Here is a 25,476-nt window from a genome sequence, read left to right as displayed (position 1 = left end):
GGGTTGGGCGACGTGTCTGCGCACGTCTGTCGAAGCGGCCGGAGTATAGGCAGGGCCGACTTACAAAACCTCACGAAAAGCTTGAATCTGCGACCCGGGACCGAAGCCGGGAATTACTCACCGCCTGCTGCGGCGAACAAGGTCTGGATGGCGGGCGGGGCGAGGACGCGCAAGGTCGGCGGGCGCAGACGATGTCGGCCGAGCCGCAGCAGCGCGCGGTCGCGCGTCACCAGCAGGTCGGCGCCGGCGCGCACTGCGAGGTCGAAGAACTTCTGGTCTTCGCGGTCGCGGCAGCGCGGTTGGAGGGTGTCGGGGCTTTCCGGCAGCGGCGACAGTTCGAGCTTCAGGAAATAGGCTTCGTAGAGCGCCGCCGCCTGTACCTCGTCCAGCCCGAACTTCGGGTAGCGCAGCACGGTGCGCAGTTCGCGCAGGCAGGCGTCGTCGCACACCAGCTGCGCACGGCCGGCCGCCAGCGCCTGCGCGACGCAGTCGAGTTCGGCGTTGTGCCACAGCAGCAGGTCGAGCACGGCATTGGTGTCGAGCACGATGCGCATCGGGCAGGGCAGGGCGAGTAAGTGCACGTGAATGGAGGCAAGTGAAGGGCGGCAAGTGTAGCCGGCGAACGAACCGGTGCGAGCCGCTGTCTTTCGCTGCGGGCGCGTGACGACCCGACCAACGACCGACCGGAGCGCGTACTCATGGTGAGCCAGGAACTGCTGTCCTTTCTGCTGACGCTGGCGGCCAAACTGTCGGGCTATCCGGAAATTCCGCTCGCCGACCTGCCACCGATCCAGATCATGAGCGAACAGGCGCTGGCGGATGCCGTCTGTCCCGAGACCGGCAACGGCTGCACCAATATCGTGGCCACCTTCGAAACAGAGCGTTACGTGATCTACGTGCGCGACACGCTCGATCTGGAGAACGCCGCTGACAATTCCTTCCTGCTGCACGAACTGGTGCATGTGCTGCAGCACAAGGCGCGTGGCGACGCCATATTCGCCGACTGCCCGACCACGCTGAAGACCGAAACCGAGGCCTATCAGGCGCAGAACGCCTACCTGAAACGCGAAGGCCAGTTCCTGCGCTTCGGCGAGGCGCTCGGCTTCATGAGCTGCGCCGGCGAGCAGAACACCTTTTTCACGCGCGACATCATGATCGACCCGCTGATCATGAAGTGAGCGCGTCCGGCCGGGTCAATCCAGCCACTGAGTCCAGCCACTCAGTCCAGCCACTGCGGACGCGGCTCGAAGCTGAACGGCGGCGTCGCGGCCGGATCGACCTTCACCAGCGTCCAGCCCAGCCAGGGCGAACCGTGGGTTTCCAGCCGCGTCACGTTGTCGAGCACGGCGCCGCTGCGCGGATCATGCAGCGGCTGATCGACCCGGTAACGGTGCGTGTCACCGTGGATCAGCAGTACCGGGCGCGCGTAGCGGGCAGCGCCAAGGGCCAGGCGGTCGAGCAGCGAGCGGTAACGCGGGCGCGGCGTGCCCTTCGCGTGATCGGCAAACGCCGGGTTGGCATGGAAGGCGATCACCAGCGCCTGCGCGCCGTCCGTCTGCGCCTGTGCGAAGGTGTCGTCCAGCCAGTGCAGCGTTGCATCGTCCAGCTGCGCACTGCGCGGGCCCGGTGGCAGCGCGCTGCCGGACACATTCAGCGTGGCGAACAGCACGCCCTGATGCGACCAGCGCACGTTTTCCGCGCAGCAGTCCTGCCGCGTCAGCGCGAGACGGCGCTGGCCGAGCGATTCACCGGTCGCGAAGAAGCGCGCCCGCAGCGCGTCCAGCCGCTCGTGCGGCGCATAGCGGCCGGCCGATTCGCGTGCGCAGTCGGTCCATTCGTTGTCGCCGGGAAGCAGGATCAGCGGGTGGGTCGAGCCGTCGAGCAATGCCTGCCGGTCGGCGAACGTGGCGTCGTCGCACACGCTGCCGCCGCTCTTGATGTCGCCGATGTGGATCGAAAAGGCCAGTGGCAGTGCGGCCTGTTCGGCCAGCATGTCGCGCGCCTTGTCGCGCTCGACCCGGCTGTAGGGCACATCGCCCCAGGCGGCAAAGCTGAATGAAGCGGGGTTCGCGGGCTGCCCGCTCGCCGGGCCGGCCATCGTCAGCGCCATCAGCAGGGCGATGACGCCGTCGCGCATCGGCACGCCCCGCTTCAGCCGGCCACGCGCCGCGCGGCGGCGATGCCGCTGCGCACCGCCGATTCCAGCGTTGCCGGATAAAGCGGCAGCAGGTAGTCGCCGGCCAGCGCCAGTCGCGGGTCGGCCGGCTGCGCGATCGCCGCACGACCCGGCGTGCAGCGGAAGGTCGCGCGCCGGTCGGTCAGCGTGCGCACGCGGCGCGGTTCGGGCAGCGACGGAAAGGCGCGCCGCACTGCATCGATGACGGCGCGCTCGGTGTCGTCGCGTGCCGCGTCGGCGGCCGACACCACGCAGGCCATCAGTCCGGGCGGCCCGCCGAGCGCGCCGCGGTCGAATATCCAGTGCGGCACGCCGTCGGCGAACCCCATCATCGACTGCGGCAGGCGCGCGCCTTCGCCGAAATCGGCGAACACGGTGGTGACCTGTTCGTACCCGAGCAAGGCGATCTCGGCCGCGATGCGCTCGGTGCCCGGCAGGGCGCCGATCAGCGCGGGCACGTGGTGCGGGCTGGTGGCGATGACGACCTGTGCAAACACTTCCGGGCCGCTGGCGACATCGAGCGCAAAACCGTCCGCATGCGGCGAAATGCTGCGCACCCGCTCGCCTGCGCGCACCTGGCCGCCCTGCCGCGTCAGCCAGGCGGCGGCCGGTGCGGGAAACAGCTGGCCCAGATCGGTGCGCGGCAGCAGGACGTCGGACGCGCCGGCGCGCCCGAGCAGCGTGTCGCGCAGCACCTGGGCGAACACGCGGGCACTCGCGTCGTCGAGCCCGGTATTCAGCGCGGCGATGCACAGCGGCGCCCACAGGTAGCGCACATTGGTGTCGGTCTGGCGGGTACGCGCAAACATCTGCGTCACGGTTTCGTCGTCGCGAGGTGCGCGGCGGATTGCCGCCATCAGTCGCATGGCCGCCAGCCGGTCGCCCCAGGTCAGACCCGGGCAGGTCATGAAGGCCATCGCCTGCGCCCACGGCGAGCCGGAGCGGGCGCGCAGTTCGAAGCCGTCGGTGAAGCGCAGCGACAGCGGCAGGCGGTCGAACAGCCGGTCCGGGTCGGCGCCGACGGTGCGCATCATCGCCAGCGTGTCGACATAGCCGCCGATCAGGATGTGCTGGCCGTTGTCCAGCGCCAGACCGTCGAGCTCGACCGCGCGCGCGCGGCCGCCGATCTGCGGCGCCGCCTCGAACACCACCGGGCGCACACCGCGCGCCACGCACTCGACCGCGCAGGCCAGCCCGGCCCAGCCGGCGCCGACGATGGCGACCGATGGCCGGTCGGTGTTCAACTGCGCAGCCACGTCTTCCAGGCCAGCCAGAGCTTGCGCACCGGCGTCAGCGCGATGCGCCGGTCCAGTACGCGGCAGCCGTCGCGCTCGATCTCGTCGAGCAATGTGCGATAGATCGCCGCCATCACCAGACCGGGGCGCTGCGATGCACGGTCAACCGCCGGCAGTGCGGCCATCGCCTGTTCGTAGTAGTGCCGGGCGCGCTCGATCTGGAATTCCATCAGCTGACGGAATTCGTCGCTGTAGCGCGCGTTCAGGATGTCGGCGGCGCGCACGTTGAAGCGCTGCAGCTCATCGACCGGCAGGTAGATGCGGCCGCGCCGCGCGTCTTCGCCGACGTCGCGGATGATGTTGGTGAGCTGGAAGGCGATGCCCAGATCGTGTGCGTACTTCTGCGTTTCGCGCTGCGTGCTGCCGAAGATCTGCGCCGCCAGCAGCCCCACCACCGACGCGACCCGGTAGCAGTAGAGCTGCAGTCCCTTGAAGTCGAGATAGCGCGACTGGTCGAGATCCATTTCCATGCCGTCGATGATTTCGAGCAGCTGCTCGCGCGGCAGACTGAATTCGCGGATGGCCGGGATCAGCGCGAGGCAGACCGGATGTTCCGGCGTGCCGTCGAAACAGGCGGCGACCTGGGTGCGCCACCAGGCGAGCTGGGTGCGCGCGAGGCTGATGTCGGTGGTTTCGTCGACCACGTCGTCGATCTCGCGGCAGAAGGCGTATAGCGCGGTGATCGCGCGGCGGCGCGGCGGCGGCAGGAACAGGAAGCTGTAGTAGAAGGACGAGCCGCTCTTTGCGGCACGGTCCTGACAGTATTCGTCGGGAGTCATGGGTAAGTCAGGGCTTTCCACCCGATCACGGGCCAGTCGGCACGGCCCAGTTTCGGGCGGTGGCGGAATACATCGTAGTCGACCTGCTCGATGCGCTGCAAAATGCGCAGCCCGCCCTGCACGACCAGGCGCAGTTCCCAGCCGGTGCGACCCGGCAGCGTGCGGGCCAGCGGCATGCCCGAATGCATCAATGCGCGGGCGTCATCGACCAGGTGTTTCATCAGTGCGCGGAAGGCGGTGTCGCAGGTCGACAGCGCCAGATGCGTTTCGGTCACATCGAAGCGCGCCAGCGCATCCTGCGGAATGTAGACGCGGCCCGGCGGAATGCCGTCCGGGTTCTTGCGCCAGTCGATGGCCACGTCCTGCCAGTGGTTGATCAGTTGCAGCGCGCTGCAGATGGCATCCGACTGCGCCAGGCTGGCGGCGTCGTCCACCTTGTACAGGCACAGCAGCAGGCGGCCGATCGGGTTGGCCGAGCGGCGGCAGTAGTCGAGCAGTTCGGCATTGCTGGCGTAGCGTGTCTGCACCACGTCCTGTGCGAAGGCGTCGAGCAGGTCGTGGAACAGCGGCAGCGGCAGCGACCACTGGCGCACCGCGCGCGCAAGGCGGCGGTGGATGGGGTCGTCCGGTTCGCCACCTCGCTCGATGATGCGCAACTGTTCGCGGCACAGTTCGAGCGCAGCCAGCCGCGCCTCGGGCGCGGCATCGCCTTCATCCGCCAGATCGTCGGCATGGCGGGCGAACCAGTAGATTGCGGCGACCGGCTCGCGCAGCGCGGGCGGCATCAGCTTCGACGCGACCGGAAAGTTTTCGTAGTGTTCGACCGACATGGGAGCCGGAGTATACCGGGCACGTGCCGCCGCCCCTGCCTGATAGAATCCGTGCCGCCTGCCCAGGTGGCGAAATTGGTAGACGCACCAGATTTAGGTTCTGGCGCCGCAAGGCGTGGGGGTTCGAGTCCCTTCCTGGGCACCAGCCGGCCGGTCAGGCCGGCCGAACGGTCACACTTTCTTCGCCACCATCCCGATCAGTGCCGAATGCCCGCGATGCGCGAGGCCTTCGTCCAGCACCGATTCATATTCCTGCAGGCACTCCAGTTCGAAATCGCCGAAGGCCTCGCGCAGCAGCGCGGCGGTATACAGGTTCTCGACCGCAGACGGGCCGCCCGTGCCGTAGTCGAGCTGCTTCGGCGTGTAGCCCTGCAGCACGATGTGCCCGCCCGGCCTGAGCGTGCGCTTCATGCTGTCGAACAGCGCACGGCGCTCGTCCGGCGCAGCGAACTGGATGAAGATGCCGACCACCAGATCGAAGGCCTCGTCCGGGTAGGTCCAGCTCAACGCGTCGGCCAGCGCGAAGTCGACACTGACGCCGCGCGCCGCGGCGAGCGTCGCCGCCTTGTCGAGCGCGACCGGCGAAAGTTCGGTCGCGGTCACGTCCAGTCCGCGTTCCGCCAGCCAGACCGCGTTGCGGCCTTCGCCGTCGGCGATGCTCAGTGCGCGCTGTCCGGGTACCAGCAATGCGGACTGCGATTGCAGGAAGCGGTTCGGCGCGGTGCCGAACAGATAAGCCTCACCGGCCGCACTGTACTTGGCGGACCAGAAATCCTGTGCATCGTCATGGCTCATGAGGGCGGGTCGGTATCCTTCAATCCTGCAGGTGACCCATGCGATGGGCCTTGGTCGACAGATAGCGGTGATTCAGCGGATTGGCGCCCGCGTGCAGCGGAATGCGCTCGACCACTTCGACCTGCTGCGCTTCGAGCGCGCGCACCTTCAGCGGGTTGTTGGTCAGCAGGCGGGCCTGGCGGATGCCCAGACTCTGCACGATGTGCGCCGCGAAACGATAGTCGCGCGCGTCGTCGGCGAAACCCAGCATGCGGTTGGCGTCCACGGTGTCGGCGCCGGTGTCCTGCAGTGCGTAGGCGCGAATCTTGTTGATCAGGCCGATGCCGCGGCCTTCCTGGCGCAGATACACGAGCGCGCCGCGCCCTTCGGCGGCGATGGCGCGCAGCGACGCTTCGAGCTGCGGGCCGCAGTCGCAGCGCAGGCTGAACAGCGTGTCGCCGGTCAGGCACTCGGAGTGCAGTCGCAGCAGCACCGGTGCGCCGTCGGAAAAGTCGCCCAGCGTCAGCGCGACATGTTCCAGCCCGGTGGCCGGGTCGGCGTAGCCATGCAGCGCGAAGTCGGCAAAGCGCGTCGGCAGGCGGCAAATGGCGCCGGACATGGCGGCTGGCCCGGCGCCAGCGGGCGCATCGACCGCGTTCTGGCCGGCCGCGTCGCCCTGCGGCAACTGGCCGATGGCGCGGTATTTCTTTTCACTGGATTGCGAGGTCATCTGCTGCTTTGCTGAAGGTGGCCGGATCAACGCCGGGAGCGGACGGATGTCGCCCGTCCGCGGGGCCATAAGTATGGCGCAAGTCGAGGGCGGTCAGGCAGACCTGCGTCAGGCTAGCGCATGCACGAGCACGGGCACCACAATCGATGTGACGACACCGTTCAATCCCATTGCGAGCGCCGAGAAAGCGCCTGCGGTTTCGCTGATCTGGAAGGCGCGCGCCGTGCCGATGCCGTGCGCGCTCATGCCGATCGCAAAGCCGCGGATCGCGTCGTCCTGCGTGCCGGTCGCCCTCAGCAGCGCCGGGCCGATGACCGCGCCGACGATGCCGGTCAGCATGATCAGCACCGCCGTCAGCGATGGCAGCCCGCCGATCTTTTCCGCAATGCCCATGCCGATCGGCGAGGTGACCGACTTCGGCGCCAGCGAACGCAGCACCTGATCGCTGGCCCCGAGTGCTTCGGCGATCAGCCACACCGACACGACCGACACCACCGATCCGGTGACCAGCGCCAGCATCGATGCGCCGAACAGCTTCTTCAGCCGTGGCCACTGCGCGTAAAGCGGCACCGCCAGCGCCACGGTGGCCGGACCGAGCAGGAAATGCACGAACTGCGCGCCCTCGAAATAGACCGCATAGGGCGTGCCGGTGAAGCTCAGGATGGCCACGATGAGCGCCACTGCAATCGCGACCGGATTGGCCAGCGGATGCGAGCCCAGCTTCACGTAGATCGCGTACGCCAGCTGGTAGGCGAGCAGGGTGAGCGTCAGCCCGAGCAGCGGCGAGGTCGATAGATAGACCCACAGTTCGCGCAGCTCGGGGTTCATCGCTGGCGGGCGGTGGCGCGCATGACGAAGGCGGTGACCAGCAGCGTGACGGCCGTACTGAGCAGGATGGCGACGGTGATCGGCAGCCAGGCGGTGGCCAGCAGACCCAGATGCGTCATGACCCCGGCGCCGGCAGGCACGAACAGCAGCGACAGGTGCTGCAGCAGGCCGTTGGCCGTGTCGCGCAGTTCGGTCGGCACGCCGCCGCGAATCACCAGCGCGGCAAACAGCAGCAGCATGCCGAGCACCGGTCCGGGCACCGGCAGGCGCAGCCACTGCACGACGGTTTCGCCGATCAGCTGGAACACGAGCAGGAGCGTGAGCGAGGCGAGCATGGGAGGCAGGGGAGGGTGAGCGCCCCGATTCTATCGATGTGCGCGCCGCGCATACGAAAAAGCCCCGCCACGGGCGGGGCCTCTCTAGTCGAACGCGCGCCGCTCAGCGATAGCCGGCGCGGTCGAACACCTTCTGTGCCTGGGCGGTCGTCTTCGCCAGTTCGCCGACGTTCAGCGTGTCGGCCTTGAAGCTGCCGAGCGACTTCAGTTCGGCGTTCGACACCTGCACCGACGGCACCACCGGCCATTCGTTGTTGCCGTCGGCGAAGTAGGCCTGCGCTTCGTCCGAGGCCAGATATTCGAGGAATTTCACCGCGGCGTCCTTGTTCGGTGCGGTCTTGAGCATGCCGCCGCCGGACACGTTGATGTGCGTGCCGAACGACGACTGGTTCGGCCACACCACGCCGACCTTTTCCATCAGCGCCTGGTCTTCGCGCTTGGTCGAGCGCAGCAGCCGCACGAGGTAATAGGTGTTGGACACCGCCACATCGCATTCGCCGGCCGCCACCGCCTTGATCTGGTCGGTGTCGCCGCCCTTGGGCGAGCGGGCGAAATTGGCCACGACGCCGCGCGCCCATTCTTCGGTCTTCGCCTCGCCGATGTGCTGGATAAGCGCGGCGCCGAGCGAAATGTTGTACGGGTGCGCACCCGACCGCGAACACACCTTGCCCTTGAGTGCCGGCTTGGCCAGATCTTCGTAATTGGCCACGTCGGCCGCCTTCAACTTCATCTTGTTGTAGACGATGACGCGCGCCCGCGTCGAAAAGGCGAACCAGTTCGACTCCGGGTCGCGCAGATGCGCCGGAATGCGGCTTTCGAGCACGGCCGACTTCACCGGTGCGAACAGGCCGAAGCCGTCGGCCTGGGCGAGACGCGATGCATCGACCGTGATGAACACATCGGCCGGGCTGTTGGCACCCTCGTTGCGGATGCGCTCCAGCAATTCTTCTTCCTTGCCTTCGATGCGGTTGATCTTGATGCCGGTCTGGCGCGTGAAGTTCGCGTACAGCGCCTCGTCGGTCTGGTAGTGGCGGGCGGAGTAAAGGTTGAGCACCTTTTCCTGCGCGCCGGCGGGTGCAATCAGCAGGCTGATGCCCAGTGCAGCGGCCAGCCGGATCAGACGGGAAGTCATCTAAAGCTCCAGTGAATACGGGTCATGCACACACGGAGGGCGTCGGGGAATCCGTCCCGTCCGATGGCGGCGAAAACTTAACAGAAGTGATTCGCAATTGCAAAGTGTTCGCAATTGCACTATCTTGAATGAGAATTGTTCTCATAAAGGATGTGCGCATGGATGCCGTACTCGTGGGCGCCGACCGGCTCGGAAACATTCCGGACGTACTGGCTGAATTCGGATTGAAGATCGGTCATCACATCACCGGGCGAGAGCCGAAACACCAGCGCTCGGCGCCGCGCCTGCCGGGCGGCACCGAACTGGTCATTCTGTTCACCGACTTTCTCGGTCACAACGTGATGAAGGCCTTCCGCGAAGCGGCGCGCGAGCAGGGGGTGCCTGTCGTGGCATGCCGGCGGTCGGTGTGCGCGCTGAAGCAGGCGCTGGAAGGGTGCGGGGCCGTGCGCTGCGCGCAGTGCCCGAAGGCTCAGCGGAGTGCGGTCGCGCCCTGACTGTCGACGTCGATGCGCCGGGCGCCATTGAATCGGCGCGCCCAGTAGCGGCCGGTCATGTCGTCGATGCGCACGCCGCCGCCGCGCGAATTGGCATGCAGGAACTTGTCGTCACCCATGTAGATGCCGACGTGGGAAAAGGTGCGGCTCAGCGTGTTGAAGAACACCAGATCGCCCGGCTGCAGGTCTTCGCGCCCGACGCGGGCACCGACGCGCGCCATTTCAACGGCCGTTCGCGGCAGCAGCACGCCCAGTGCGTCGGAAAACACATGACGCACGAAGCCGCTGCAATCGAAACCGGTTTGCGGGTTGTTGCCGCCGAAGCGGTAGCGGATGCCGAGCAGCGCGAAACCGCTGTCGAGCAGATCGGTGACCGCACCTGCGGCAGCGGCGGCATGTTCCGCCACCCGATCGCCGGACAGGTCATCCAGCGAAAAGCCTGTCGGCGCCTGTTCTACCGGTTCGGCACGTGCGGCGAGGGGAAGTGCGGCAGCCAGAGCCAGTGCGGCACAAAGGCATATCCGGTTCAGGGGTATTCGACGCATGGGTCGCGAATATACGCATGCATGCTCACCCTGCCAAGTTTTCGGGTCTGCCGGCATCCGGTCGCGCAGTGTCCGCGACCGGATGCCGGCAGATTCCGGTACGACGCAAAACCTCGCCGCCGCGGCGCCGGCTTCCCCTACAATCACGCGTTCGACCCCCTTGCAAGCCGGTTTCTGGGCCCATGAGTGACCGCAATACGAATGCTGACGTGATGCCGCCGGTGAAGGTGCTGGTCATCGATGACTCACGCATGGTGCGTGCGTCCATCATCAAGCGCATCCGCGACCGCTTCGATTTCCGCGAAGAAGCCGATGGCGAAGCCGGCTGGCAGACGCTGCTGGTGGACGATTCGATCCAGGTCGTGCTGTCCGACCTGACGATGCCCAAGCTCGATGGCTACGGCCTGCTCGAACGCGTGCGCTCGTCGCGCGTCCAGCGCATCGCCGACATTCCGGTGATCATGATTTCCGGCGACGAAGACGACGCCGCCCGCGAGCGGGCGCGCGAGCTGGGTGCGACCGACTTCATCACCAAGGGCATCGGCACGGTCGAGCTTATTGCGCGCATCGAATCGGCAAGTCGCCTCAACAGCACGCGACGCCAGCTCGCCGACAGCCGCGAAGCACTGGCCGCCGCGTCGCCGATAGACCCCGATTCCGGCATGGCGAGCCCGCAGTACATGGAAATCCACGGCGCCCAGCTGCTGTCCGCAGCGGTTCGCCAGCGCGGCGAGGTCAGCGTGCTGATCGTCGGCATCGACAATTTCGGCGACATCGTGCGCAGCTTCGGCCGCCATGTAACCGACCTCATCATGCGCAAGCTGGCCAAGGTGCTGGCGACCAAGGTACGGCGGGAAGACACCTTTTCGCAGATCGGCGAAGGCCAGTTCGCCATCATCACGCCGGACATCAGTCTGGCCAGTGCCGAACAGTTCGCCAATCGCATGCGTACCGTGATTGCCGCGACCGCCATGCAGTACCGCGGCCAGACGCTGCGCATCAGCCTTAACATCGGCGTGGCGAACAGCCTGTCCGACAACGCCGACTCGGTGTCGCAGATGCTCGGGCTGGCGGTGGCGCGTGCCGACATGGCGCAGCGCGAGGGCGGCAACGCCGTGCGCAGCAGCGGCGGCGAGCCGCAGAAATTCGCGTGGACAGCCGGCATCGTGAGCATCGAGCGCGCGCTGCTGCTGATCAAGTCCGGGGCGTCCGACGAGATCGATGCCCAGCTGCCTGCGCTGATCTACCGGCTGTTGCCGCTGCTCGAATTGATTAGTGTCAAATACGATTGCGACATTCCGCTCGGCTGCTTGCGCGGGTACGCAAGCGAAGCTGATACTTCGATCGTTGATAAAAAATAATATCCGCAAGACGGCGCAGGTCAGAGGAGGAAGCATGTCAGCAAGCACCGATTTTCACGCGCGTTCGATTTCCCAACGCGATACGTTCTGGGCCGAACAGGCCCGCCTGATCGACTGGCAGGAGGCCCCGCAGCAAACCTGCGACTTTTCCCGGCCACCCTTCGCCAAGTGGTTCGTCGGTGGCACCACCAATCTCTGTCACAACGCGGTCGACCGGCATGCCGCGACGCGACCGGATGCGGCGGCACTGATTTTCGTATCGACCGAAACCGGCATCGAAAAGACCTATTCGTTCGCCGAACTGAAGCGCGAAGTCGAGCGCATGGCGGCGATGCTGCTGTCGCTCGGCGTCGAGCGCGGCGACCGCGTGCTGATCTACATGCCGATGATTGCCGAAGCGGCCTTCGCCATGCTCGCCTGCGCACGCATCGGCGCCATCCACTCGGTGGTGTTCGGCGGCTTCGCATCCGGTTCGCTGGCCACCCGCATCGATGACGCCAAGCCGAAAGTCATCGTGTCGGCCGAAGCCGGCATGCGCGGCGGCAAGGTCGTGCCCTACAAGCACCTGCTCGACGAAGCCTGTTCGCTGGCCGAATTCCCGCCGGCGCGCGTGCTGATGGTGAACCGCGGGCTGGACAAGGAATGTCCCGTGGTGGTCGGACGCGACGTCGATTACGCGACGCTGCGCACCCACCACATGAATGCGAGCGTGCCGTGCGTGTGGCTCGAATCGAGCGAGCCGTCATACATCCTGTACACCTCCGGCACCACCGGCAAGCCCAAGGGCGTGCAGCGCGATACCGGCGGCTACGCGGTCGCGCTGGCGGCGTCGATGCAGCACATCTACTGCGGCCACCCCGGCGAAACGATGTTCACGACATCGGACATCGGCTGGGTGGTCGGTCATTCCTACATCATCTACGGCCCGCTGATCGCCGGCATGGCGACGCTGATGTACGAAGGCACGCCGCTGCGTCCCGACCCGGGCATCTGGTGGAGCCTGGTCGAAAAGTACAAGGTGTCGGTGATGTTCTCGGCACCGACCGCCGCCCGCGTGCTGAAGAAGCAGGATCCGGCCTACCTGAAGAAGCACGACATTTCATCGCTGCGCCACATCTTCCTGGCCGGCGAGCCGCTGGACGAGCCGACCCACGAGTGGCTGATGAGCGCGCTCGACAAGCCGGTCATCGACAACTACTGGCAGACCGAAACCGGCTGGCCCATCCTGTGCGAACTGCCGGGTGTCGAGCAGACGCCGATCCAGCTCGGTTCGCCCGGCCATCCTGTGTATGGCTACGACCTGCGCATCTTCCGCGAGGACGGTACCGAGTGCGGGCCGAACGAGAAGGGCATCGTCGGCATCGTGCCGCCGCTGCCGCCGGGCTGCCTGTCGACGATCTGGGGCGATGACGAGCGCTTCGTGCGCACCTACTTCTCGCTGTTCAAGTCGCCGCTGGTGTATTCGTCGTTCGACTGGGGCATCCGCGACGACGCCGGCTATCACAAGATCCTCGGCCGCACCGACGACGTGATCAACGTCGCCGGCCACCGTCTGGGTACGCGCGAAATCGAGGAAGCCATCCAGGCGCATGCCGGCGTGGCCGAAGTGGCCGTGGTCGGCGTGGCGGACAACCTGAAAGGCCAGTTGCCGATGGCGTTCGCCGTGGTCAAGGACGCCAGCCGGGTCGCGACGCCGGAAGGTCGCGCCTCGATGGAAAAGGAAGTGATGCAGACGGTCGACAACCTGCTCGGCGCCATCGCGCGCCCGGGCCGGGTGCTGTTCGTCAATGGCCTGCCGAAGACGCGCTCGGGCAAGATGCTGCGCCGCTCGATCCAGGCCATCGCCGAGGGGCGCGATCCGGGTGACCTGACCACGCTGGACGACCCGACCACGCTCGACCAGATCCGCCAGTCGCTCGGCTGAACAACCGCCGGCTGACGCGTACGCGTCAGCCCGGCATGCCGCTGATGCGGCTCATCAGCGCGGCGGCGTTATGCACGTCGTAGCGCTGCATCAGCTGGGCGCGGATCTTTTCCACGGTGCGCGGACTGATGCCCAGTTCGCGCGCGCATTCCTTCGATGTCAGACCGCGTGTCATCGCCGACAGCACTTCGCGCTGGCGCAGGCTCAGCGTATCCACGGTGCCGCTGACGCGCAGCGGTTCGAACAGCCAGCTGGCGCGCCGGTACGGGTCGCTGCGGTCGAGCGCATTGCCGAGCACGCGGAACCAGCGCAGCCCGCCGTCGCGCAGCCGCATCAGCCGCTCGTCCTCGTACGTTCCCGATTCGAACAGCGCCTGCCAGCCGCGCTCGCCGACGCGTTCGAACTCGGTGGTCGTCGGATACAGCACGGCCATGCTCTGGCCGATCAGCGCCGAGCGCGGATAGCCGAAACTGGCAGCGAAGCGGTCGTTGCACCACTCGATGCGGCGCTGCGAGGTCAGCACCAGCCCCAGCGGACAGAGGTCGGCCGCCTGGTCGGCGGCGGTGGAATCGGGCATCAAGGAAGACATATCTGGCTCGGCAGGGCGTAGTTCTGCGACTGGCGGAGGTGTTCGGGCGCGCCTAATGTATACCCGATCCGCCGGCCGCCCAATGGGGCCGGCTTTCGCCACAGAATTTCGCCACAGCAGGCCGCCGTGCGCGGCCGCGGGAGACAGTCCATGATCGATCTGACCGGTTTCGCCCACACGCCCTTCGCCCGGCGCCCCGACGCAGATGTCGAAACCCTGATGGCGGAAGTCGCCGCCGAGGCGATTGCCGATGCCGGCCTCGAACCGACCGACATCGACGCCGTGGTGGTCGGCCACTTCGGCGTCGGCATGGTGAAGCAGGGCTTCGTGGCCGGACTGTCGGCCAACCTGCTGCCCGGTCTGCGCATGACGCCTGCGGTGCGGGTCGAGAACGCCTGCGCCAGCGGCAGCGCCGCAGTGCATCAGGGCGCGCTCGCCATCCGCGCCGGCACCGCCCGGCGCGTGCTGGTGATCGGTGTCGAGGTGATGTCGCAGCTGTCCACCCGCGACGTCGGCAACGCGCTGCTGCGCGCGTCCTACTTCAAGGACGAAGCCGAAACGCCAGCCGGTTTTGCCGGCATGTTCGGCGTCATCGCCGACCGCTACGCCGAGCGCTTCGGCGACCCGCGCGACGCGATGGCGCGCATCGCGTCGAAGAACCACGACAACGCGGCGCACAACCCGCTGGCGCAGTACCGCAATCCGCTCAGCATCGAATTCTGCGCGACCGAATCGGAAAAGAATCCACGCGTCGTCGGCCGCCTGCTGCGCACCGACTGTTCGCCGATTTCCGATGGCGCCGCCGCCATCGTGCTGTGCGACAGCGACGCGCATGATGGCAACCGGCCTTTCGTGCGGCTGCGCGCCACGGCGCAGGCCAACGACATCATGCCGACGTCGCAGCGCGACATGAGCGAACTGGCCGGCGCGCGCGTCGCCTGGCAGCGTCTGCTCGATTCGGCAAAACTCACGCTGGATGACCTCGACAGCGTCGAGGTGCACGACTGCTTCACCATCGCCGAACTGATGATGTACGAAGCCATCGGCCTGACGCCTCCCGGCGGCGGCCACCGCGCGCTGGAAGAGGGCTGGGTGCATGCCGGCGGCAAGCTGCCGGTCAATCTGTCCGGCGGCCTCAAGACCAAGGGTCACCCGATCGGCGCCACCGGCGTATCGATGCATGTCATCAGCGCCTGGATGCTGCTCGGCCGCTTCCGCGCCGACGTGTTGCCCGACGCGCGCTTCGCCGGCATCCTGAACATGGGTGGCGCCAGCGTGGCCAACTACGGTTCCATTCTCGAACGCGTGCAGTAAGCGGTCCGGTCGGGCCACCCATAAAAGATCAAGATCAACGGAGACAGAAAACAATGAACATCGCCCTGTGGCTGCAGCGTACCGCGCAGCAATACCCCGATCGCCCGGCCATCGCCCTCGGTCGCGAGGTGCTGTGGAATTACCGCGGATTCGCCGAAAGCGCGGCGCGCTTCGCAACCTGGATGCGCGCGCAGGGGCTGGCACCGGGCGACCGGGTGGCGCTGTTCATGTACAACACGCCCGACTACCTGCCGCTGATGTGGGGCGCCTGGTGGGCCGGCGTCGCGGTGGTGCCGATCAATGCCAAGCTGCACGCCAAGGAAGCCGCCTTCATCTGCAGCCACAGCGGGTCGAAGATCGTGTTCTGCGGCGCCGAGGCGCGCGACGAGCTCGAAGCCGTGCTGCGCGACGGCGGCAATGCGGTGCCGGTGCTGTCGTCATTCGCATTCCTACGCGATGCGTCGATCGCGCCGTCGGCCATCGAGCCGCGCGGCGACACTGATCCGGTGTGGCTGTTCTACACCAGCGGCACGACCGGCCGGCCCAAGGGCGTGAACCTGTCGCTGCGCCAGCTGCGCTGGACCTGCATGGGCTATCTGTCCAGCGTGCAGGCGCTGGCACCGGGCGACGTGGCGCTGCATCCGGCGCCGATGTCGCACGGCGGCGGCCTGTTCCACCTGCCGTACGTCATGCAGGCCGGCATCAACGTGGTGCCCGAATCCGGCGGCTTCGACGCCCAGGAATGCTTCGACCTCGCCGCACACTGGACCGAAGCGTCCTTCTTCGCCGCGCCGACCATGGTGCGCCGCCTGATCGACGTGGTGAAGAAGACCGGCCAGCGTCCGACCGGGCTGGCCACCATCTGCTACGGCGGCGGCCCGATGTATCTGGCCGACCTCGAAGAGGCGCTGGAACTGATCGGCCCGCATTTCGCGCAGATCTACGGCCAGGGCGAGTGTCCGATGATGATCACCGTGATGCCGCGCGCGCTGATCAACGACCCGACGCAGCCGCGCTACCGCGAGCGTCTGGCGTCGGTCGGCTTCGCGCAGTCCATGGTCGAAGTGGCGGTGGTCGATGCGCAGGGCAAGGACGTGCCGACCGGCGAAACCGGCGAAATCCGGGTACGCGGCGAAGCGGTGATGAATGGCTACTGGGACAACCCGGAAGCGACGGCCGCATCCATCGTCGACGGCTGGCTGTACACCGGCGACGTCGGCCGGCTCGACGAAGACGGCTTCCTGACGCTACTCGACCGCAGCAAGGACCTGATCATCAGCGGCGGCAGCAACATCTATCCGCGCGAAGTCGAAGAGGCGCTGCTGACCCACGAATCGGTCGCCGAAGTGGCGGTGATCGGCCGTCCCGACCCGGAATGGGGCGAAGTGGTGATTGCCTTCGTCGTCACGCGCCAGCCGATGACCGCGGCCGAACTGGATGCGCACTGCCTGACCGAAATCGCGCGCTTCAAGCGGCCCAAGCACTATCGCTTCGTCGATGAACTGCCGAAGAACAACTACGGCAAGGTGCTGAAGACGGCGCTGCGCGAGATGGATGCGAAGTCTTAGCGACGAGTCGTAGAGACAGGTCGCACGGCAGTCGGGCCGGTCGCCTGACGTCCTGACGCGCCGTCCGCAGGGCGGTCCGCGTCAGCGCAGCGACCGGTAGTGGTCGAGTACCTTCGGCACGTAGCGCAGGGTTTCCGCGAACGGCGGTATCCGGCGCCCGTGCCGCTCGACTGCACCTTCGCCGGCGTTGTAGGCAGCCAGTGCCAGTTCGAGCTGGTTGTCGAAGCGCGCCATCAGGTCGCGCAGGTAGAGTGCGCCGCCGAGCAGGTTCTGGTCCGGATCGAAGCGGTCGGTCACGCCGTAGCGGCGCGCCGTGTCCGGCATCAGCTGCATCAACCCGGCTGCACCCTTGGGCGACAGCGCCTTCGGGTTGTAGGCCGATTCGACCGCAATCACCGCATTGAGCAGACCGGCTTCGACGCCGGTGCGGCCCGCCACGCGCGCAATGCGTTGTTGGTGCGCTGCAGCAGCAGCCGGCCGGGTGACGGCCCGGACAGCGCTTGCCGGGGCGCCCGCCGCATGCGATTCCAGCAGCAGTTCATAGCCGTCGCCGACCGGCGCGTCGGTCAGATGCAGCGTGCCCTCACCATCCTCGCGCGCGTAAATGTCCGCCTGTGCCGGCGCGGCACACAGCAGGCAGCACAGCGACAGCATCAGTTTGGTGGGTCGATTCATCTGAAGGAAACACATGCCCGGTAAAGTGTCGAGTATTGCAATCTTGCTGCCGCAAGGTTTCGCTCATGTTGCACTGCCCGCAAACGCTTGCTGCCGCATGGCCGGCACAGCTAGACTGAGTCAATGATGACACGTAACGAATTCCCGGACAGAACCGTTCCCGGCCACCTTCCAGCAGCCACGCGAGGCGCCGTTGTGCAGCGCGGCTTCACGCTGCTCGAACTGCTGGTCGTCATGGTCATCATCGGTCTGCTGGCCGGTTACGTCGGTCCGCGCTACTTCAGCCAGATCGGCAAATCCGAGGTGAAGGCGGCGCGCGCCCAGATGGACGCGCTGGAAAAGTCGCTCGACCAGTACAGACTGGATAACGGCCGCTACCCGACGACGGAAGAGGGCCTGAAGGCGCTGGTCGAACGCCCGGCCACCGCGCCCAAATGGGGCGGCCCCTATCTGAAGAAGGCGGTGCCGCCGGATCCGTGGGACCGCCCCTACATCTATCGCGCGCCGGGCGAACACGGCGAATACGATCTCAGCTCGCTGGGCAAGGACGGTCAACCAGGCGGCAGCGACGAAGCCGCCGACATCACGAACTGGTGACATGCTTTTCCGCATCCGGGCCCTCGACGTCACCAATCGCATCACCCAGCTTCAGATCGAGGCGTCGGACGAAATGTCCGCCCGCGCCCAGGTTCAGGCCGACGGCCTGACCGTTCTGTCGGCTGCGCGTGCGCGCACGCTCAGCTTCACGCGCCAGCGTTTTCCGGTGCTGCTGTTCTGCCAGGAACTGCTGGCGCTGCTGCGCGCCGGCCTGTCGCTGGTCGAAGGGCTGGAAGTGATGGCCGACAAGGAAGGGCGCACGCTGTCGCGCACCGTGCTCACGGCACTGATCGACGCGCTGCGCCAGGGCAAGACGCTGTCGATGGCGATGGCGGCGCAGACCTCGGTGTTTCCCGACCTGCTGGTGGCGATGATCCGCGCCTCGGAACGCACCAGCGACCTCGATCAGGCACTTGAACGCTACGTCGCCTACAGCGAACAGCTGGAAAGCGTGCGCGGCAAGCTGGTCGCAGCGGCGACCTACCCGGTCATCCTGCTGGTGGTCGGTCTGCTGGTGGTGATGTTCCTGCTGGCTTTCGTCGTGCCGCAGTTTTCCAAGGTGTATGAAGACATTTCGACCGAACTGCCGCTGGCGTCTCAGTGGCTGCTCGCCTGGGGTCATTTCGTGAAGGCGAATTCCGGCGCGCTCGGCATCGCGGTGGTCGCCATCGTCGTCGGCCTCGGCTGGACGCTGCGCCAGCCGGCATTCCGGCAGGGCTTCATGGCGCAGCTCGAACGCCTGCCCGGCATCGGCGACCGCATGCGGATTTTCCGGCTGGCGCGCTTCTTCCGCACCGTCGGCATGCTGCTGCGCGGCGGCATTCCGGTCGTGCAGTCGCTCGAACTGGTGCGCGAGCTGCTGCCGCTGCCGATGCAGCAGAGCCTGTCGCGCGCGCTGCTGTCGATCCGCGAAGGCCGTTCGGCGTCCGACGCCTTCACCGAGGTCGGCCTGAGCACCGCCGTGGCGTCACGCATGCTGCGCGTCGGCGAACGGGCCGGCAATCTGGGCGACATGATGGAACGCATCGCTGCCTTCCACGACGAGGAAATGACGCGCTGGCTCGACCGCGCCACCCGTCTGTTCGGTCCGCTGCTGATGCTGGGCATCGGTCTGGCGATCGGCGGCGTCGTGGTGCTGATGTACATGCCCATCTTCCAGCTCGCGGAAAGCCTGCAATGAACGCCCCCCTGCCTGCCGGTGCGCCGCAGGGCGTGCCCGCCGACCTGATCGCCCGTGCCCGGCTGCGCGCCGGACGCGGCTCGATCATGCAGGCGCTGATCGACCTGTCGGGCGATACGCCGGACGCCATGTGCGCCCGCGTGGCGGCCCAGCTCGGCCTGCCGGCGATGAACAGCGCCGCGCTCAACGCGCTCACGCCATCGCTCGAACGCATCCGCTTTTCCGAGGCACTGGCGCGCGCCGTGCTGGTGGCCGTCGACGCATCCGGCCACCTGATCGCCGTGGTGGCCGACCCCTACGACGGCGCGCTGCAGGACTGGCTGGCCGCCACACTGCCCGCCAGTTTCGAGTTGCGGGTCGCCACGCGCGACGACATCACCGCCGCGCTGGCGCGCTACGAAGACAGCCAGCGCGCGTCCACCGGCCTGCTCGACGACAGCGACCGGGTCAGCGCCAGTTCGGCCGAAATTCTGTCGCTGGCGCGCATCGCCGACGACGCCAGCCCGGTCGTGCGGGTGGTCAATTCCACGCTGTACGACGCGCTCAAGCAGGCGGCCTCCGACATCCACCTCGAATCGGTGCCGGCCGGCATGCAGGTGAAGTACCGCATCGACGGCGTGATGGTGCGGATCGGCCAGATCGCCGGCGCCGACACCGCCGAGCAGGTGGTGTCGCGCATCAAGGTGCTGGCCGAACTCGACATCGCCGAGCGGCGCGTGCCGCAGGACGGACGCTTCAAGGTGGCCTATGCCGGTCGCGACATCGACCTGCGTGTATCTATCATGCCCAGCGTGCATGGCGAAGACGCGGTGCTGCGCGTGCTCGACAAGGACCACCTGACGCAGGAACTGCAGGCGCTGTCGCTGGAAAGCCTGGGCTTCGACGACATCGCGCGCGCCGCCATGCGCAAGCTGGCGGCCGAACCCTACGGCATGCTGCTGGTGACCGGCCCGACCGGCTCCGGCAAGACGACCTCGCTGTACGCGACCATCGGCGAAATCAACCACGGTCTCGACAAGATCATCACGATCGAAGATCCGGTCGAGTACCAGCTGCCCGGCGTGCTGCAGATTCCGGTCAACGAAAAGAAGGGCCTCACCTTCGCGCGTGGCCTGCGCTCGGTGCTGCGGCACGACCCGGACAAGATCATGGTGGGCGAAATCCGCGACGGCGAAACCGCCGAGATCGCGGTGCAGGCCGCGCTGACCGGTCACCTGGTGCTGACCACGGTGCACGCCAACAATGTGTTCGACGTGATCGGCCGCTTCCTGCACATGGGCGTCGATCCGTACAACCTGGTGTCGGCGCTCAATGGCATCGTCGCGCAGCGCCTGCTGCGCCTGAACTGCCGCCACTGTTCGGTCGCCCAGCAGCCCGATGCCGCGCTGCTCGCCGAATCCGGTCTGGCCGACGCGGTCGGCTACGACTATCGCGCCGGCACCGGCTGCGGCCATTGCCGCGGCACCGGCTACAAGGGCCGGCGCGCCATTGCGGAGTTGCTGGTGCTCGACGACGAACTGCGCGAACTGATCGTGACGCGCGCGCCGATGCGGCAATTGAAAGAGGCCGCGCGGGCGCGCGGCACGCGCACGCTGCGCGAAGCGGGTCTGGTGCTGGTGGCCAGTGGTGAAACCAGTCTGACGGAATTGAACCGTGTCACTTTTGTCGTCTAGGTCACTGCTGCTCGAAGTCGGGCCGCATGGCCTGTCGCTGGCGCGCGCGGGCGAGCGTCTGCATGCCGACGTGCAGCCGCTGGCGCACGACACGCTGGCCGCTGCGCTGGCCCGCATTCCGGCGGCCGCCACGCCGCGCCGCGCCGCGGTCGAGGTGTCGATCGACAACGCCTGGACGCGCTGGCAGGTGATCGAGCTGCCGCCCGGCGTGGCCGGACGCGATGAGGTGCAGGCGCTGGTGCGCGCCCGCATGATGGAAGTGTTCGGTACCGCCGCTCAGGGCTGGACCTTTGCCTGGGACGCCCGGCCCGCCGAGCGCGTGCTGGCCTGCGGCATGGACACCGCACTGGTGCAGGCACTGGTGGCCTGGGCGGCGGCCATCGGCGTACGGCTCGCCAGCGTGCAGCCGGCTTGGTTGCGCGCCTATGCGGCCTTCGGCGGCAGCGCCGCACTGGGCGGTTTTGCGCAGCTTCAGCACGGCTGGCTGTGCATGGGCCTGTGGTCGGGCGGGCGCTGGCTGCACATGCGCGGCGAAGCGCTCGATGATCCGGCCGCGCTGCCGGCGCTGCTCGAACGTCGCCTGAGCCTGTTCGACGGTGCGCTCGATGGCGGCCAGCTGTTCGTCCAGGGCGCGCCGTCGATGAACCTGCCGCGCGGCTGGCGCTGCGTCGCCGGCGGGGTGGTCGCATGAAGCTGCCATCGATGGCCCGGCCGGGCGCACGACCCGCGACACCCGAGCTCGATTTCGTAGCGCGCCGCCAGGCACCCGGCTGGATGGGCTGGCTGCTGCTGGCCGTCGGCGCCGTTGCCGCCTTTGCGTCGTTCGACCGCTGGCAGACCACCGAAGATGAAGTCGCCGCTCTGCGCGACGACAACCGGCGCGAGGCGCGCAAGGCCGAACAGGCGCGCGTGCTGGCGCGCCGCGAACAGGACGATCCGGCGCTGCGCGCGCGCATCGACGTCGCACGCAAGCTGTCGCTGCAGCGCGCGCGCGAATGGCAGCCGCTGTTCGCCGAGCTCGAAGCGCGCGGCAAGGAGGATGTGGCGCTGCTGTCGGTCGAGCCTGACGCGGCACGCGGCGTGCTGCGCGTGACCGGCGAGGCGCGCGACCTCAATGCGCTGTTCGCCTATGCCGAATCCTTCGCCGATGCGCAGGCGGTCGGTGCGCCGCGCATCGAGGTGTTCGAACTGAAGGAGCGCGACGGCCTGCAGGTGGTCGCGTTTTCGCTGCGTCTGCAGTGGAGGGGTGCATGAACATGCTGCGCGCCCGTCTGCTGTATGCCGCGTCGCGTGCCGGCTGGGCTGGTGCGCTCGGCGTGGCGCTGCTCGCGTTTGCGCTGGCCATCCATCTGGGTGCCACGGCGCCGCTCGAAACCGAACTGGGCGTGCTCGAAGGCGAACGCAGCGCGCTGGCCGAACGGCTGTCGCTGGGGCGCACGGTCGAATCGCCACGCGAACAGCTCGACCGCTTCGACGCCTCGCTGGTGCCGCGCGCGCGCATGCCGTCGATTCTCGAAGCGCTGTCGAAGGCGGCCGGGCGCAACAAGCTCGTGCTGGCGCGCGTCGAAAGCCGCGAGTCGCAGCCGGTCGGCGCCGGCTATGCGCGGCAGGAATATCTCTTTCCGCTGCGCGGCAGCTACCCCGCGCTGCGCACCTGGCTGGCCGAAATCCAGCAGGTATCGCCGGCCGTGCTGGTGGAAGAAGTCGTGCTGCGCCGTGAAGACATCGCGCGCGGCACTGTCGATGCCAGCGTGCGCGTGTCCATCCTGATGAAGGACGCGCCATGAACCGCGGCCTGATTGCGGCTCTGGCCGCCACGCTGGCGGCCGTGTGGTACGTCGCCGGCCTGGGCGACGAAAGCGATGCCGAGCCGTCTGCGGCCGACACCCGTCGCCCGTCCAGTGCCGCGCGCGCCGTGGCGGCAGCGGGCGAGGCGCCCGGCGTGCTGATCGCCGCTGCACCGGAACGCGCCGCGGCCGAAGTCGGGCGCGACCTGTTCGCCACGCACAGCTTCCTGCCGCCCGCGCCGTCGCCGGCTGCACTGGCTGCGATCGCGGCGCGCAAGGGACCGCCGCCGGCGCCGGTTGCGCCGCCGCTGCCGTTCCGCTATCAGGGCAAGCTGATGGAGGAGGGCGGCATCACCGTGTTCCTCGCCCAGGGCGAACGCATCCTGCCGGCGCGCGCCGGCGACCTGCTGAACAACCAGTACCGCGTTGAATCGGTGACGGCTACGGCCATCACCTTCATGTTCGAACCGCTCAAGCAGCGGCAGACCCTGACCATCGGAAGCGCCCCATGACTGCATTCCAGCCAGCCCGCCTGCGCGCGCTAACTTTTGCGTTCCTCGCCGTCACCCTGGCCGGGTGCGCCACCAATCAGGCGTTCGAAGACGGCAAGAAGGCGCTCATCAGCGGCGAACAGGAACGTGCGCTCAGCCTGTTCGAACAGGCGACCAAGGAAGCGCCGGACAACCCCGAATTCCGCGCCACCTTCTTCCGCCAGCGCGAAGTCGCCGTGTCAAAATTGCTGGCACAGGCGGAAAACGCCCGTCTGGCCGGCCGGCGCGACGAAGCCACCGCGGCACTCGACAAGGCGCAGACGCTCGACCCGCGCAACCAGCGCGCCCAGTTCATCCGCGACCAGATGACGCGCGGCGTGCGTCACGACGCGATGGTGCGCGAAGCGCGCACGCTGCTCGAACGCAAGGACATGGGCGGCGCCGAAGCGCGTCTGCGCAACGTGCTCGAACAGGACAACACGCACACCGCCGCGCGCGAAATGCTGCGCGAGGTCGAACAGGCCCGTCCGAAGCAGACCGCGCCGGCGGAACTGGGCGGCCTGTTCCAGAAGCCGGTCACGCTCGAGTTCCGCGACACCTCGCTGCGCAATGTGTTCGAGGCGATCGCCCGCTCGACCGGCATCAACTTCGTGTTCGACAAGGACGTGCGGCCCGATCTGAAGGTGACGCTGTTCGTGCGCAACACGACCGTGGCCGAGGTGTTGCGGCTCATCCTGATCACCAACCAGCTCGAGCGCAGCGTGCTGTCGGACAACACCGTGCTGATCTACCCGAACACCGCGGCCAAGCAGCGCGAGTACAAGGAAATGGTCACGCGCACCTTCTTCCTCGTCAATGCCGAGGCCAAGCAGGTGCAGAACCTGATCAAGACGGTGGTGAAGACCAAGGACATCTATATAGATGAGCGCATCAACCTCATCGTGATGAAGGACACCGCAGACGCGGTCCGCTTGGCCGAACAGCTGGTGGAATCGGTCGATGTGGCCGAACCCGAAGTGATGCTGGAAGTCGAGGTGCTCGAAGTCAGCAGCAACAAGCTGAAGGAACTGGGGCTGGATTTCCCGGACCAGATCGGCTTCGGCGCGCTGCGTTCGCAGCAGCAGGTGATCCAGCAGTCGACCGCCGCCGGCGTGACCAGCAACGTCGTGCAGCTGCCGGGCCAGGAAATCGCACCCGGCGTCGTGCCGCTGAGCGACATCAGCGACCTCACCGGCTACATTTCCAACCCGGGTCTGATCCTGAACCTGCGCAAGCAGGACGGCTCGGCCAACCTGCTGGCCAATCCGCGCATCCGCGTGAAGAACAAGGAAAAGGCCAAGGTGCACATCGGCGAAAAGCTGCCGGTGTTCACCACCACCTCGACCGCCAACGTCGGCGTGTCGGCGTCGGTCACCTATCTCGATGTCGGTCTGAAGCTCGACGTCGAGCCGCTGATCCACCTCGAAGATGATGTTGACATCAAGATGACGCTCGAAGTGTCGAGCGTGGTGCGCGAAGTGCAGGGCCCGCAGAGCTCGCTCGCCTACCAGATCGGCACCCGGTCGACCGCGACCGCACTGCGTCTGAAGGACGGCGAAACGCAGATTCTCGCCGGCCTGATTTCCGATGAAGAACGTTCAAGCGCGTCGCGCCTGCCCGGGCTGGGCGATCTGCCCATCATCGGCAAACTGTTTTCGAGCGAGCGCAACAGCACCAACAAGACCGAAATCGTTCTGCTGATCACGCCGCGCATCGTGCGCAACCTGAACCGCCCGGCGCACATCATGCCGGCGCTGGCCGCCGGCACCGAGGCCGCCGTCGGTGCGCCGTCGCTGTCGGTGCGCAAGACCGGCAAGGATCAGGGTGTAAGGCTGTCGAGTTCGGGTGGCGGCGGCGGTGCCGCTGTGGCCGCGCCGGTCGCACGTCCGCTGGTGCCGGAACCGCCCGAACCAGGTCCGGGCGAAGAACCGGCAGACGCCCCCGGACAGGTCGAGCTGCGCATGCAATCGACCGGCGAGGCGGCCATCGGCGGCGAAGCGGGCGTGACCGTGTCGATGACGGTACCGGCCGGCGCCCAGCCGGCGACGGTCGAACTGGTGTATGACCCGAACGTGCTGACCGCGCAGGGCAATGTCACCGCGCCGGGCCGCACATCGGTCAGCATCGCCGGCGGTGACGGTCAGGAGGCGCGCAGCGAGGTGCGCTTCCGGGTCAGCCCGACGGCACCGATCGGCAGCACCAGCGTGCAGGTCGGCAGCGTCACCCTGCTCGGTGGCGACGGCAACCCGCTGCCCGTGTCGCCGCCGTCACCGGCCGATATCACGATCAAGCCATGATGGTCGCAGCAGGGATCGCCGCGCCCTGAGGGAGCGGCGGCCTGTGGGATAGGCGACCTGTGG

Annotated in this window: 27 protein-coding genes and 1 tRNA gene; 15 read left to right on the top strand and 13 right to left on the bottom strand. The window is 67.4% G+C overall.

Annotation, left to right across the window (positions count from 1 at the left end; genetic code table 11):
* Positions 1-113 precede the first annotated feature (113 nt).
* Positions 114-581 carry a putative toxin-antitoxin system toxin component, PIN family gene (locus BSY238_RS02275; protein WP_223300237.1) on the bottom strand — a complete coding sequence of 156 codons (468 nt, stop codon included), beginning with the start codon at positions 579-581 and terminating at the stop codon, positions 114-116.
* Positions 582-698: 117 nt separating this feature from the next.
* Between BSY238_RS02275 and BSY238_RS02270 the strand changes: the two genes are divergently transcribed.
* Positions 699-1,178: a hypothetical protein gene (locus BSY238_RS02270; RefSeq protein WP_069037721.1), complete on the top strand. Its 480-nt coding sequence runs from the start codon at positions 699-701 to the stop codon at positions 1,176-1,178.
* 41 nt (positions 1,179-1,219) lie between these two features.
* Here the strand turns inward: BSY238_RS02270 and BSY238_RS02265 are convergent, their stop codons facing one another.
* The 4 genes from BSY238_RS02265 to hpnC are packed head-to-tail and all read right to left on the bottom strand — an operon-like array spanning position 1,220 to position 5,080.
* Positions 1,220-2,137, bottom strand: coding sequence for a hypothetical protein (locus BSY238_RS02265; protein WP_069040390.1), 918 nt, complete (start codon positions 2,135-2,137; stop codon positions 1,220-1,222).
* A 14-nt stretch (positions 2,138-2,151) separates the two neighbouring features.
* Positions 2,152-3,432 (bottom strand): hydroxysqualene dehydroxylase HpnE, encoded by a 1,281-nt coding sequence (hpnE, locus tag BSY238_RS02260; protein ID WP_269465912.1) that lies wholly within the window; start codon positions 3,430-3,432, stop codon positions 2,152-2,154.
* Complete coding sequence (gene hpnD / locus BSY238_RS02255; RefSeq protein ID WP_069037720.1) at positions 3,417-4,250, bottom strand: presqualene diphosphate synthase HpnD; 834 nt, start codon at positions 4,248-4,250, stop codon at positions 3,417-3,419. The genes hpnE and hpnD overlap by 16 nt, the downstream gene beginning before the upstream one ends.
* The gene (hpnC, locus tag BSY238_RS02250; RefSeq protein WP_069037719.1) at positions 4,247-5,080 is read right to left on the bottom strand and encodes a squalene synthase HpnC; all 834 of its coding nucleotides are present in this window, start codon (positions 5,078-5,080) and stop codon (positions 4,247-4,249) included. Before hpnC ends, hpnD begins: the two co-directional genes overlap by 4 nt.
* A 60-nt stretch (positions 5,081-5,140) precedes the next feature.
* On the opposite strand from hpnC, the gene BSY238_RS02245 reads away from it, so the two are divergent.
* Positions 5,141-5,225: transfer RNA gene (locus tag BSY238_RS02245), tRNA-Leu, on the top strand.
* 26 nt (positions 5,226-5,251) lie between these two features.
* Here the strand turns inward: BSY238_RS02245 and BSY238_RS02240 are convergent.
* The 5 genes from BSY238_RS02240 to BSY238_RS02220 all read right to left on the bottom strand — a co-directional run bounded on the left by BSY238_RS02240 (position 5,252) and on the right by BSY238_RS02220 (position 8,879).
* The gene (locus tag BSY238_RS02240; protein WP_069037718.1) at positions 5,252-5,875 is read right to left on the bottom strand and encodes an SAM-dependent methyltransferase; all 624 of its coding nucleotides are present in this window, start codon (positions 5,873-5,875) and stop codon (positions 5,252-5,254) included.
* A 19-nt stretch (positions 5,876-5,894) separates the two neighbouring features.
* Entirely contained in the window at positions 5,895-6,584 is a 690-nt protein-coding gene (gene ribA, locus BSY238_RS02235; RefSeq protein ID WP_069037717.1) for a GTP cyclohydrolase II, read from the bottom strand.
* A 108-nt stretch (positions 6,585-6,692) separates the two neighbouring features.
* Positions 6,693-7,412: an LrgB family protein gene (locus BSY238_RS02230; protein ID WP_069037716.1), complete on the bottom strand. Its 720-nt coding sequence runs from the start codon at positions 7,410-7,412 to the stop codon at positions 6,693-6,695.
* Positions 7,409-7,747, bottom strand: a complete 339-nt coding sequence (locus BSY238_RS02225; RefSeq protein ID WP_069037715.1) for a CidA/LrgA family protein — start codon at positions 7,745-7,747, stop codon at positions 7,409-7,411. Before BSY238_RS02225 ends, BSY238_RS02230 begins: the two co-directional genes overlap by 4 nt.
* A 103-nt stretch (positions 7,748-7,850) precedes the next feature.
* Positions 7,851-8,879, bottom strand: coding sequence for a Fe(3+) ABC transporter substrate-binding protein (locus tag BSY238_RS02220; protein ID WP_069037714.1), 1,029 nt, complete (start codon positions 8,877-8,879; stop codon positions 7,851-7,853).
* Positions 8,880-9,037: 158 nt separating this feature from the next.
* Here BSY238_RS02220 and BSY238_RS02215 point away from each other — a divergent pair, with 158 nt between their 5' ends.
* A complete protein-coding gene (locus tag BSY238_RS02215; protein ID WP_069037713.1) occupies positions 9,038-9,373 on the top strand; it encodes a DUF2325 domain-containing protein in 336 nt (111 codons plus the stop codon).
* Here the strand turns inward: BSY238_RS02215 and BSY238_RS02210 are convergent.
* Positions 9,349-9,918, bottom strand: a complete 570-nt coding sequence (locus BSY238_RS02210) for a C40 family peptidase (protein WP_083223884.1) — start codon at positions 9,916-9,918, stop codon at positions 9,349-9,351. The genes BSY238_RS02215 and BSY238_RS02210 overlap by 25 nt on opposite strands.
* 182 nt (positions 9,919-10,100) lie before the next feature.
* On the opposite strand from BSY238_RS02210, the gene BSY238_RS02205 reads away from it, so the two are divergent.
* Both BSY238_RS02205 and BSY238_RS02200 read left to right on the top strand, forming a co-directional pair.
* The gene (locus tag BSY238_RS02205) at positions 10,101-11,279 is read left to right on the top strand and encodes a GGDEF domain-containing response regulator (protein WP_069037712.1); all 1,179 of its coding nucleotides are present in this window, start codon (positions 10,101-10,103) and stop codon (positions 11,277-11,279) included.
* 34 nt (positions 11,280-11,313) lie between these two features.
* The gene (locus tag BSY238_RS02200) at positions 11,314-13,203 is read left to right on the top strand and encodes a propionate--CoA ligase (RefSeq protein WP_069037711.1); all 1,890 of its coding nucleotides are present in this window, start codon (positions 11,314-11,316) and stop codon (positions 13,201-13,203) included.
* 25 nt (positions 13,204-13,228) lie between these two features.
* Here the strand turns inward: BSY238_RS02200 and BSY238_RS02195 are convergent, their stop codons facing one another.
* Positions 13,229-13,780: a LuxR family transcriptional regulator gene (locus tag BSY238_RS02195; RefSeq protein ID WP_069037710.1), complete on the bottom strand. Its 552-nt coding sequence runs from the start codon at positions 13,778-13,780 to the stop codon at positions 13,229-13,231.
* Between the two features lie 162 nt (positions 13,781-13,942).
* Between BSY238_RS02195 and BSY238_RS02190 the strand changes: the two genes are divergently transcribed.
* Positions 13,943-15,106, top strand: a complete 1,164-nt coding sequence (locus BSY238_RS02190) for a thiolase domain-containing protein (RefSeq protein ID WP_069037709.1) — start codon at positions 13,943-13,945, stop codon at positions 15,104-15,106.
* A gap of 53 nt (positions 15,107-15,159) precedes the next feature.
* Complete coding sequence (locus tag BSY238_RS02185) at positions 15,160-16,674, top strand: AMP-binding protein (RefSeq protein ID WP_069037708.1); 1,515 nt, start codon at positions 15,160-15,162, stop codon at positions 16,672-16,674.
* Positions 16,675-16,755: 81 nt separating this feature from the next.
* Here the strand turns inward: BSY238_RS02185 and BSY238_RS02180 are convergent, their stop codons facing one another.
* Positions 16,756-17,349 (bottom strand): lytic transglycosylase domain-containing protein, encoded by a 594-nt coding sequence (locus BSY238_RS02180; protein WP_069037707.1) that lies wholly within the window; start codon positions 17,347-17,349, stop codon positions 16,756-16,758.
* A 123-nt stretch (positions 17,350-17,472) separates the two neighbouring features.
* On the opposite strand from BSY238_RS02180, the gene gspG reads away from it, so the two are divergent.
* Genes gspG through BSY238_RS02140 form a run of 8 tightly spaced genes read left to right on the top strand, consistent with a single transcriptional unit; the run spans position 17,473 to position 25,413 of the window.
* A complete protein-coding gene (gspG, locus tag BSY238_RS02175; RefSeq protein ID WP_223300235.1) occupies positions 17,473-17,946 on the top strand; it encodes a type II secretion system major pseudopilin GspG in 474 nt (157 codons plus the stop codon).
* 1 nt (position 17,947) lies between these two features.
* Positions 17,948-19,126, top strand: a complete 1,179-nt coding sequence (locus tag BSY238_RS02170) for a type II secretion system F family protein (protein ID WP_069037706.1) — start codon at positions 17,948-17,950, stop codon at positions 19,124-19,126.
* The gene (locus BSY238_RS02165) at positions 19,123-20,799 is read left to right on the top strand and encodes a GspE/PulE family protein (RefSeq protein WP_069037705.1); all 1,677 of its coding nucleotides are present in this window, start codon (positions 19,123-19,125) and stop codon (positions 20,797-20,799) included. The genes BSY238_RS02170 and BSY238_RS02165 overlap by 4 nt, the downstream gene beginning before the upstream one ends.
* A complete protein-coding gene (locus BSY238_RS02160; RefSeq protein ID WP_069037704.1) occupies positions 20,789-21,490 on the top strand; it encodes a hypothetical protein in 702 nt (233 codons plus the stop codon). Before BSY238_RS02165 ends, BSY238_RS02160 begins: the two co-directional genes overlap by 11 nt.
* The gene (locus tag BSY238_RS02155) at positions 21,487-22,053 is read left to right on the top strand and encodes a hypothetical protein (RefSeq protein ID WP_223300234.1); all 567 of its coding nucleotides are present in this window, start codon (positions 21,487-21,489) and stop codon (positions 22,051-22,053) included. Before BSY238_RS02160 ends, BSY238_RS02155 begins: the two co-directional genes overlap by 4 nt.
* Positions 22,050-22,586: a hypothetical protein gene (locus tag BSY238_RS02150; protein ID WP_069037703.1), complete on the top strand. Its 537-nt coding sequence runs from the start codon at positions 22,050-22,052 to the stop codon at positions 22,584-22,586. Before BSY238_RS02155 ends, BSY238_RS02150 begins: the two co-directional genes overlap by 4 nt.
* A complete protein-coding gene (locus BSY238_RS02145; RefSeq protein WP_069037702.1) occupies positions 22,583-23,098 on the top strand; it encodes a hypothetical protein in 516 nt (171 codons plus the stop codon). The genes BSY238_RS02150 and BSY238_RS02145 overlap by 4 nt, the downstream gene beginning before the upstream one ends.
* On the top strand, positions 23,095-25,413 hold the full coding sequence (locus BSY238_RS02140) for a secretin N-terminal domain-containing protein (RefSeq protein WP_069037701.1): 2,319 nt from the start codon (positions 23,095-23,097) through the stop codon (positions 25,411-25,413). Before BSY238_RS02145 ends, BSY238_RS02140 begins: the two co-directional genes overlap by 4 nt.
* Positions 25,414-25,476: the final 63 nt, after the last annotated feature.

It is taken from the genome of Methyloversatilis sp. RAC08, from assembly GCF_001713355.1.
GTDB lineage: Bacteria > Pseudomonadota > Gammaproteobacteria > Burkholderiales > Rhodocyclaceae > Methyloversatilis.
This window is presented reverse-complemented; position numbering and strand designations above follow the sequence as displayed.

Excerpts from the sequence above, each read along its gene's own strand:
- BSY238_RS02150 (WP_069037703.1), top strand. The coding sequence starts at position 22,050 with ATGAACATGCTGCGCGCCCGTCTGCTGTATGCCGCGTCGCGTGCCGGC.
- hpnD (WP_069037720.1), bottom strand. The coding sequence starts at position 4,250 with ATGACTCCCGACGAATACTGTCAGGACCGTGCCGCAAAGAGCGGCTCG.
- BSY238_RS02195 (WP_069037710.1), bottom strand. The coding sequence starts at position 13,780 with ATGCCCGATTCCACCGCCGCCGACCAGGCGGCCGACCTCTGTCCGCTG.
- BSY238_RS02270 (WP_069037721.1), top strand. The coding sequence starts at position 699 with ATGGTGAGCCAGGAACTGCTGTCCTTTCTGCTGACGCTGGCGGCCAAA.
- BSY238_RS02210 (WP_083223884.1), bottom strand. The coding sequence starts at position 9,918 with ATGCGTCGAATACCCCTGAACCGGATATGCCTTTGTGCCGCACTGGCT.
- BSY238_RS02220 (WP_069037714.1), bottom strand. The coding sequence starts at position 8,879 with ATGACTTCCCGTCTGATCCGGCTGGCCGCTGCACTGGGCATCAGCCTG.
- BSY238_RS02190 (WP_069037709.1), top strand. The coding sequence starts at position 13,943 with ATGATCGATCTGACCGGTTTCGCCCACACGCCCTTCGCCCGGCGCCCC.
- BSY238_RS02205 (WP_069037712.1), top strand. The coding sequence starts at position 10,101 with ATGAGTGACCGCAATACGAATGCTGACGTGATGCCGCCGGTGAAGGTG.
- BSY238_RS02225 (WP_069037715.1), bottom strand. The coding sequence starts at position 7,747 with ATGCTCGCCTCGCTCACGCTCCTGCTCGTGTTCCAGCTGATCGGCGAA.
- BSY238_RS02140 (WP_069037701.1), top strand. The coding sequence starts at position 23,095 with ATGACTGCATTCCAGCCAGCCCGCCTGCGCGCGCTAACTTTTGCGTTC.
- BSY238_RS02165 (WP_069037705.1), top strand. The coding sequence starts at position 19,123 with ATGAACGCCCCCCTGCCTGCCGGTGCGCCGCAGGGCGTGCCCGCCGAC.
- BSY238_RS02170 (WP_069037706.1), top strand. The coding sequence starts at position 17,948 with ATGCTTTTCCGCATCCGGGCCCTCGACGTCACCAATCGCATCACCCAG.
- BSY238_RS02265 (WP_069040390.1), bottom strand. The coding sequence starts at position 2,137 with ATGCGCGACGGCGTCATCGCCCTGCTGATGGCGCTGACGATGGCCGGC.
- hpnC (WP_069037719.1), bottom strand. The coding sequence starts at position 5,080 with ATGTCGGTCGAACACTACGAAAACTTTCCGGTCGCGTCGAAGCTGATG.
- ribA (WP_069037717.1), bottom strand. The coding sequence starts at position 6,584 with ATGACCTCGCAATCCAGTGAAAAGAAATACCGCGCCATCGGCCAGTTG.
- BSY238_RS02185 (WP_069037708.1), top strand. The coding sequence starts at position 15,160 with ATGAACATCGCCCTGTGGCTGCAGCGTACCGCGCAGCAATACCCCGAT.
- BSY238_RS02230 (WP_069037716.1), bottom strand. The coding sequence starts at position 7,412 with ATGAACCCCGAGCTGCGCGAACTGTGGGTCTATCTATCGACCTCGCCG.
- BSY238_RS02215 (WP_069037713.1), top strand. The coding sequence starts at position 9,038 with ATGGATGCCGTACTCGTGGGCGCCGACCGGCTCGGAAACATTCCGGAC.
- BSY238_RS02200 (WP_069037711.1), top strand. The coding sequence starts at position 11,314 with ATGTCAGCAAGCACCGATTTTCACGCGCGTTCGATTTCCCAACGCGAT.
- BSY238_RS02180 (WP_069037707.1), bottom strand. The coding sequence starts at position 17,349 with ATGAATCGACCCACCAAACTGATGCTGTCGCTGTGCTGCCTGCTGTGT.
- BSY238_RS02145 (WP_069037702.1), top strand. The coding sequence starts at position 22,583 with ATGAACCGCGGCCTGATTGCGGCTCTGGCCGCCACGCTGGCGGCCGTG.
- BSY238_RS02240 (WP_069037718.1), bottom strand. The coding sequence starts at position 5,875 with ATGAGCCATGACGATGCACAGGATTTCTGGTCCGCCAAGTACAGTGCG.
- BSY238_RS02155 (WP_223300234.1), top strand. The coding sequence starts at position 21,487 with ATGAAGCTGCCATCGATGGCCCGGCCGGGCGCACGACCCGCGACACCC.
- gspG (WP_223300235.1), top strand. The coding sequence starts at position 17,473 with ATGATGACACGTAACGAATTCCCGGACAGAACCGTTCCCGGCCACCTT.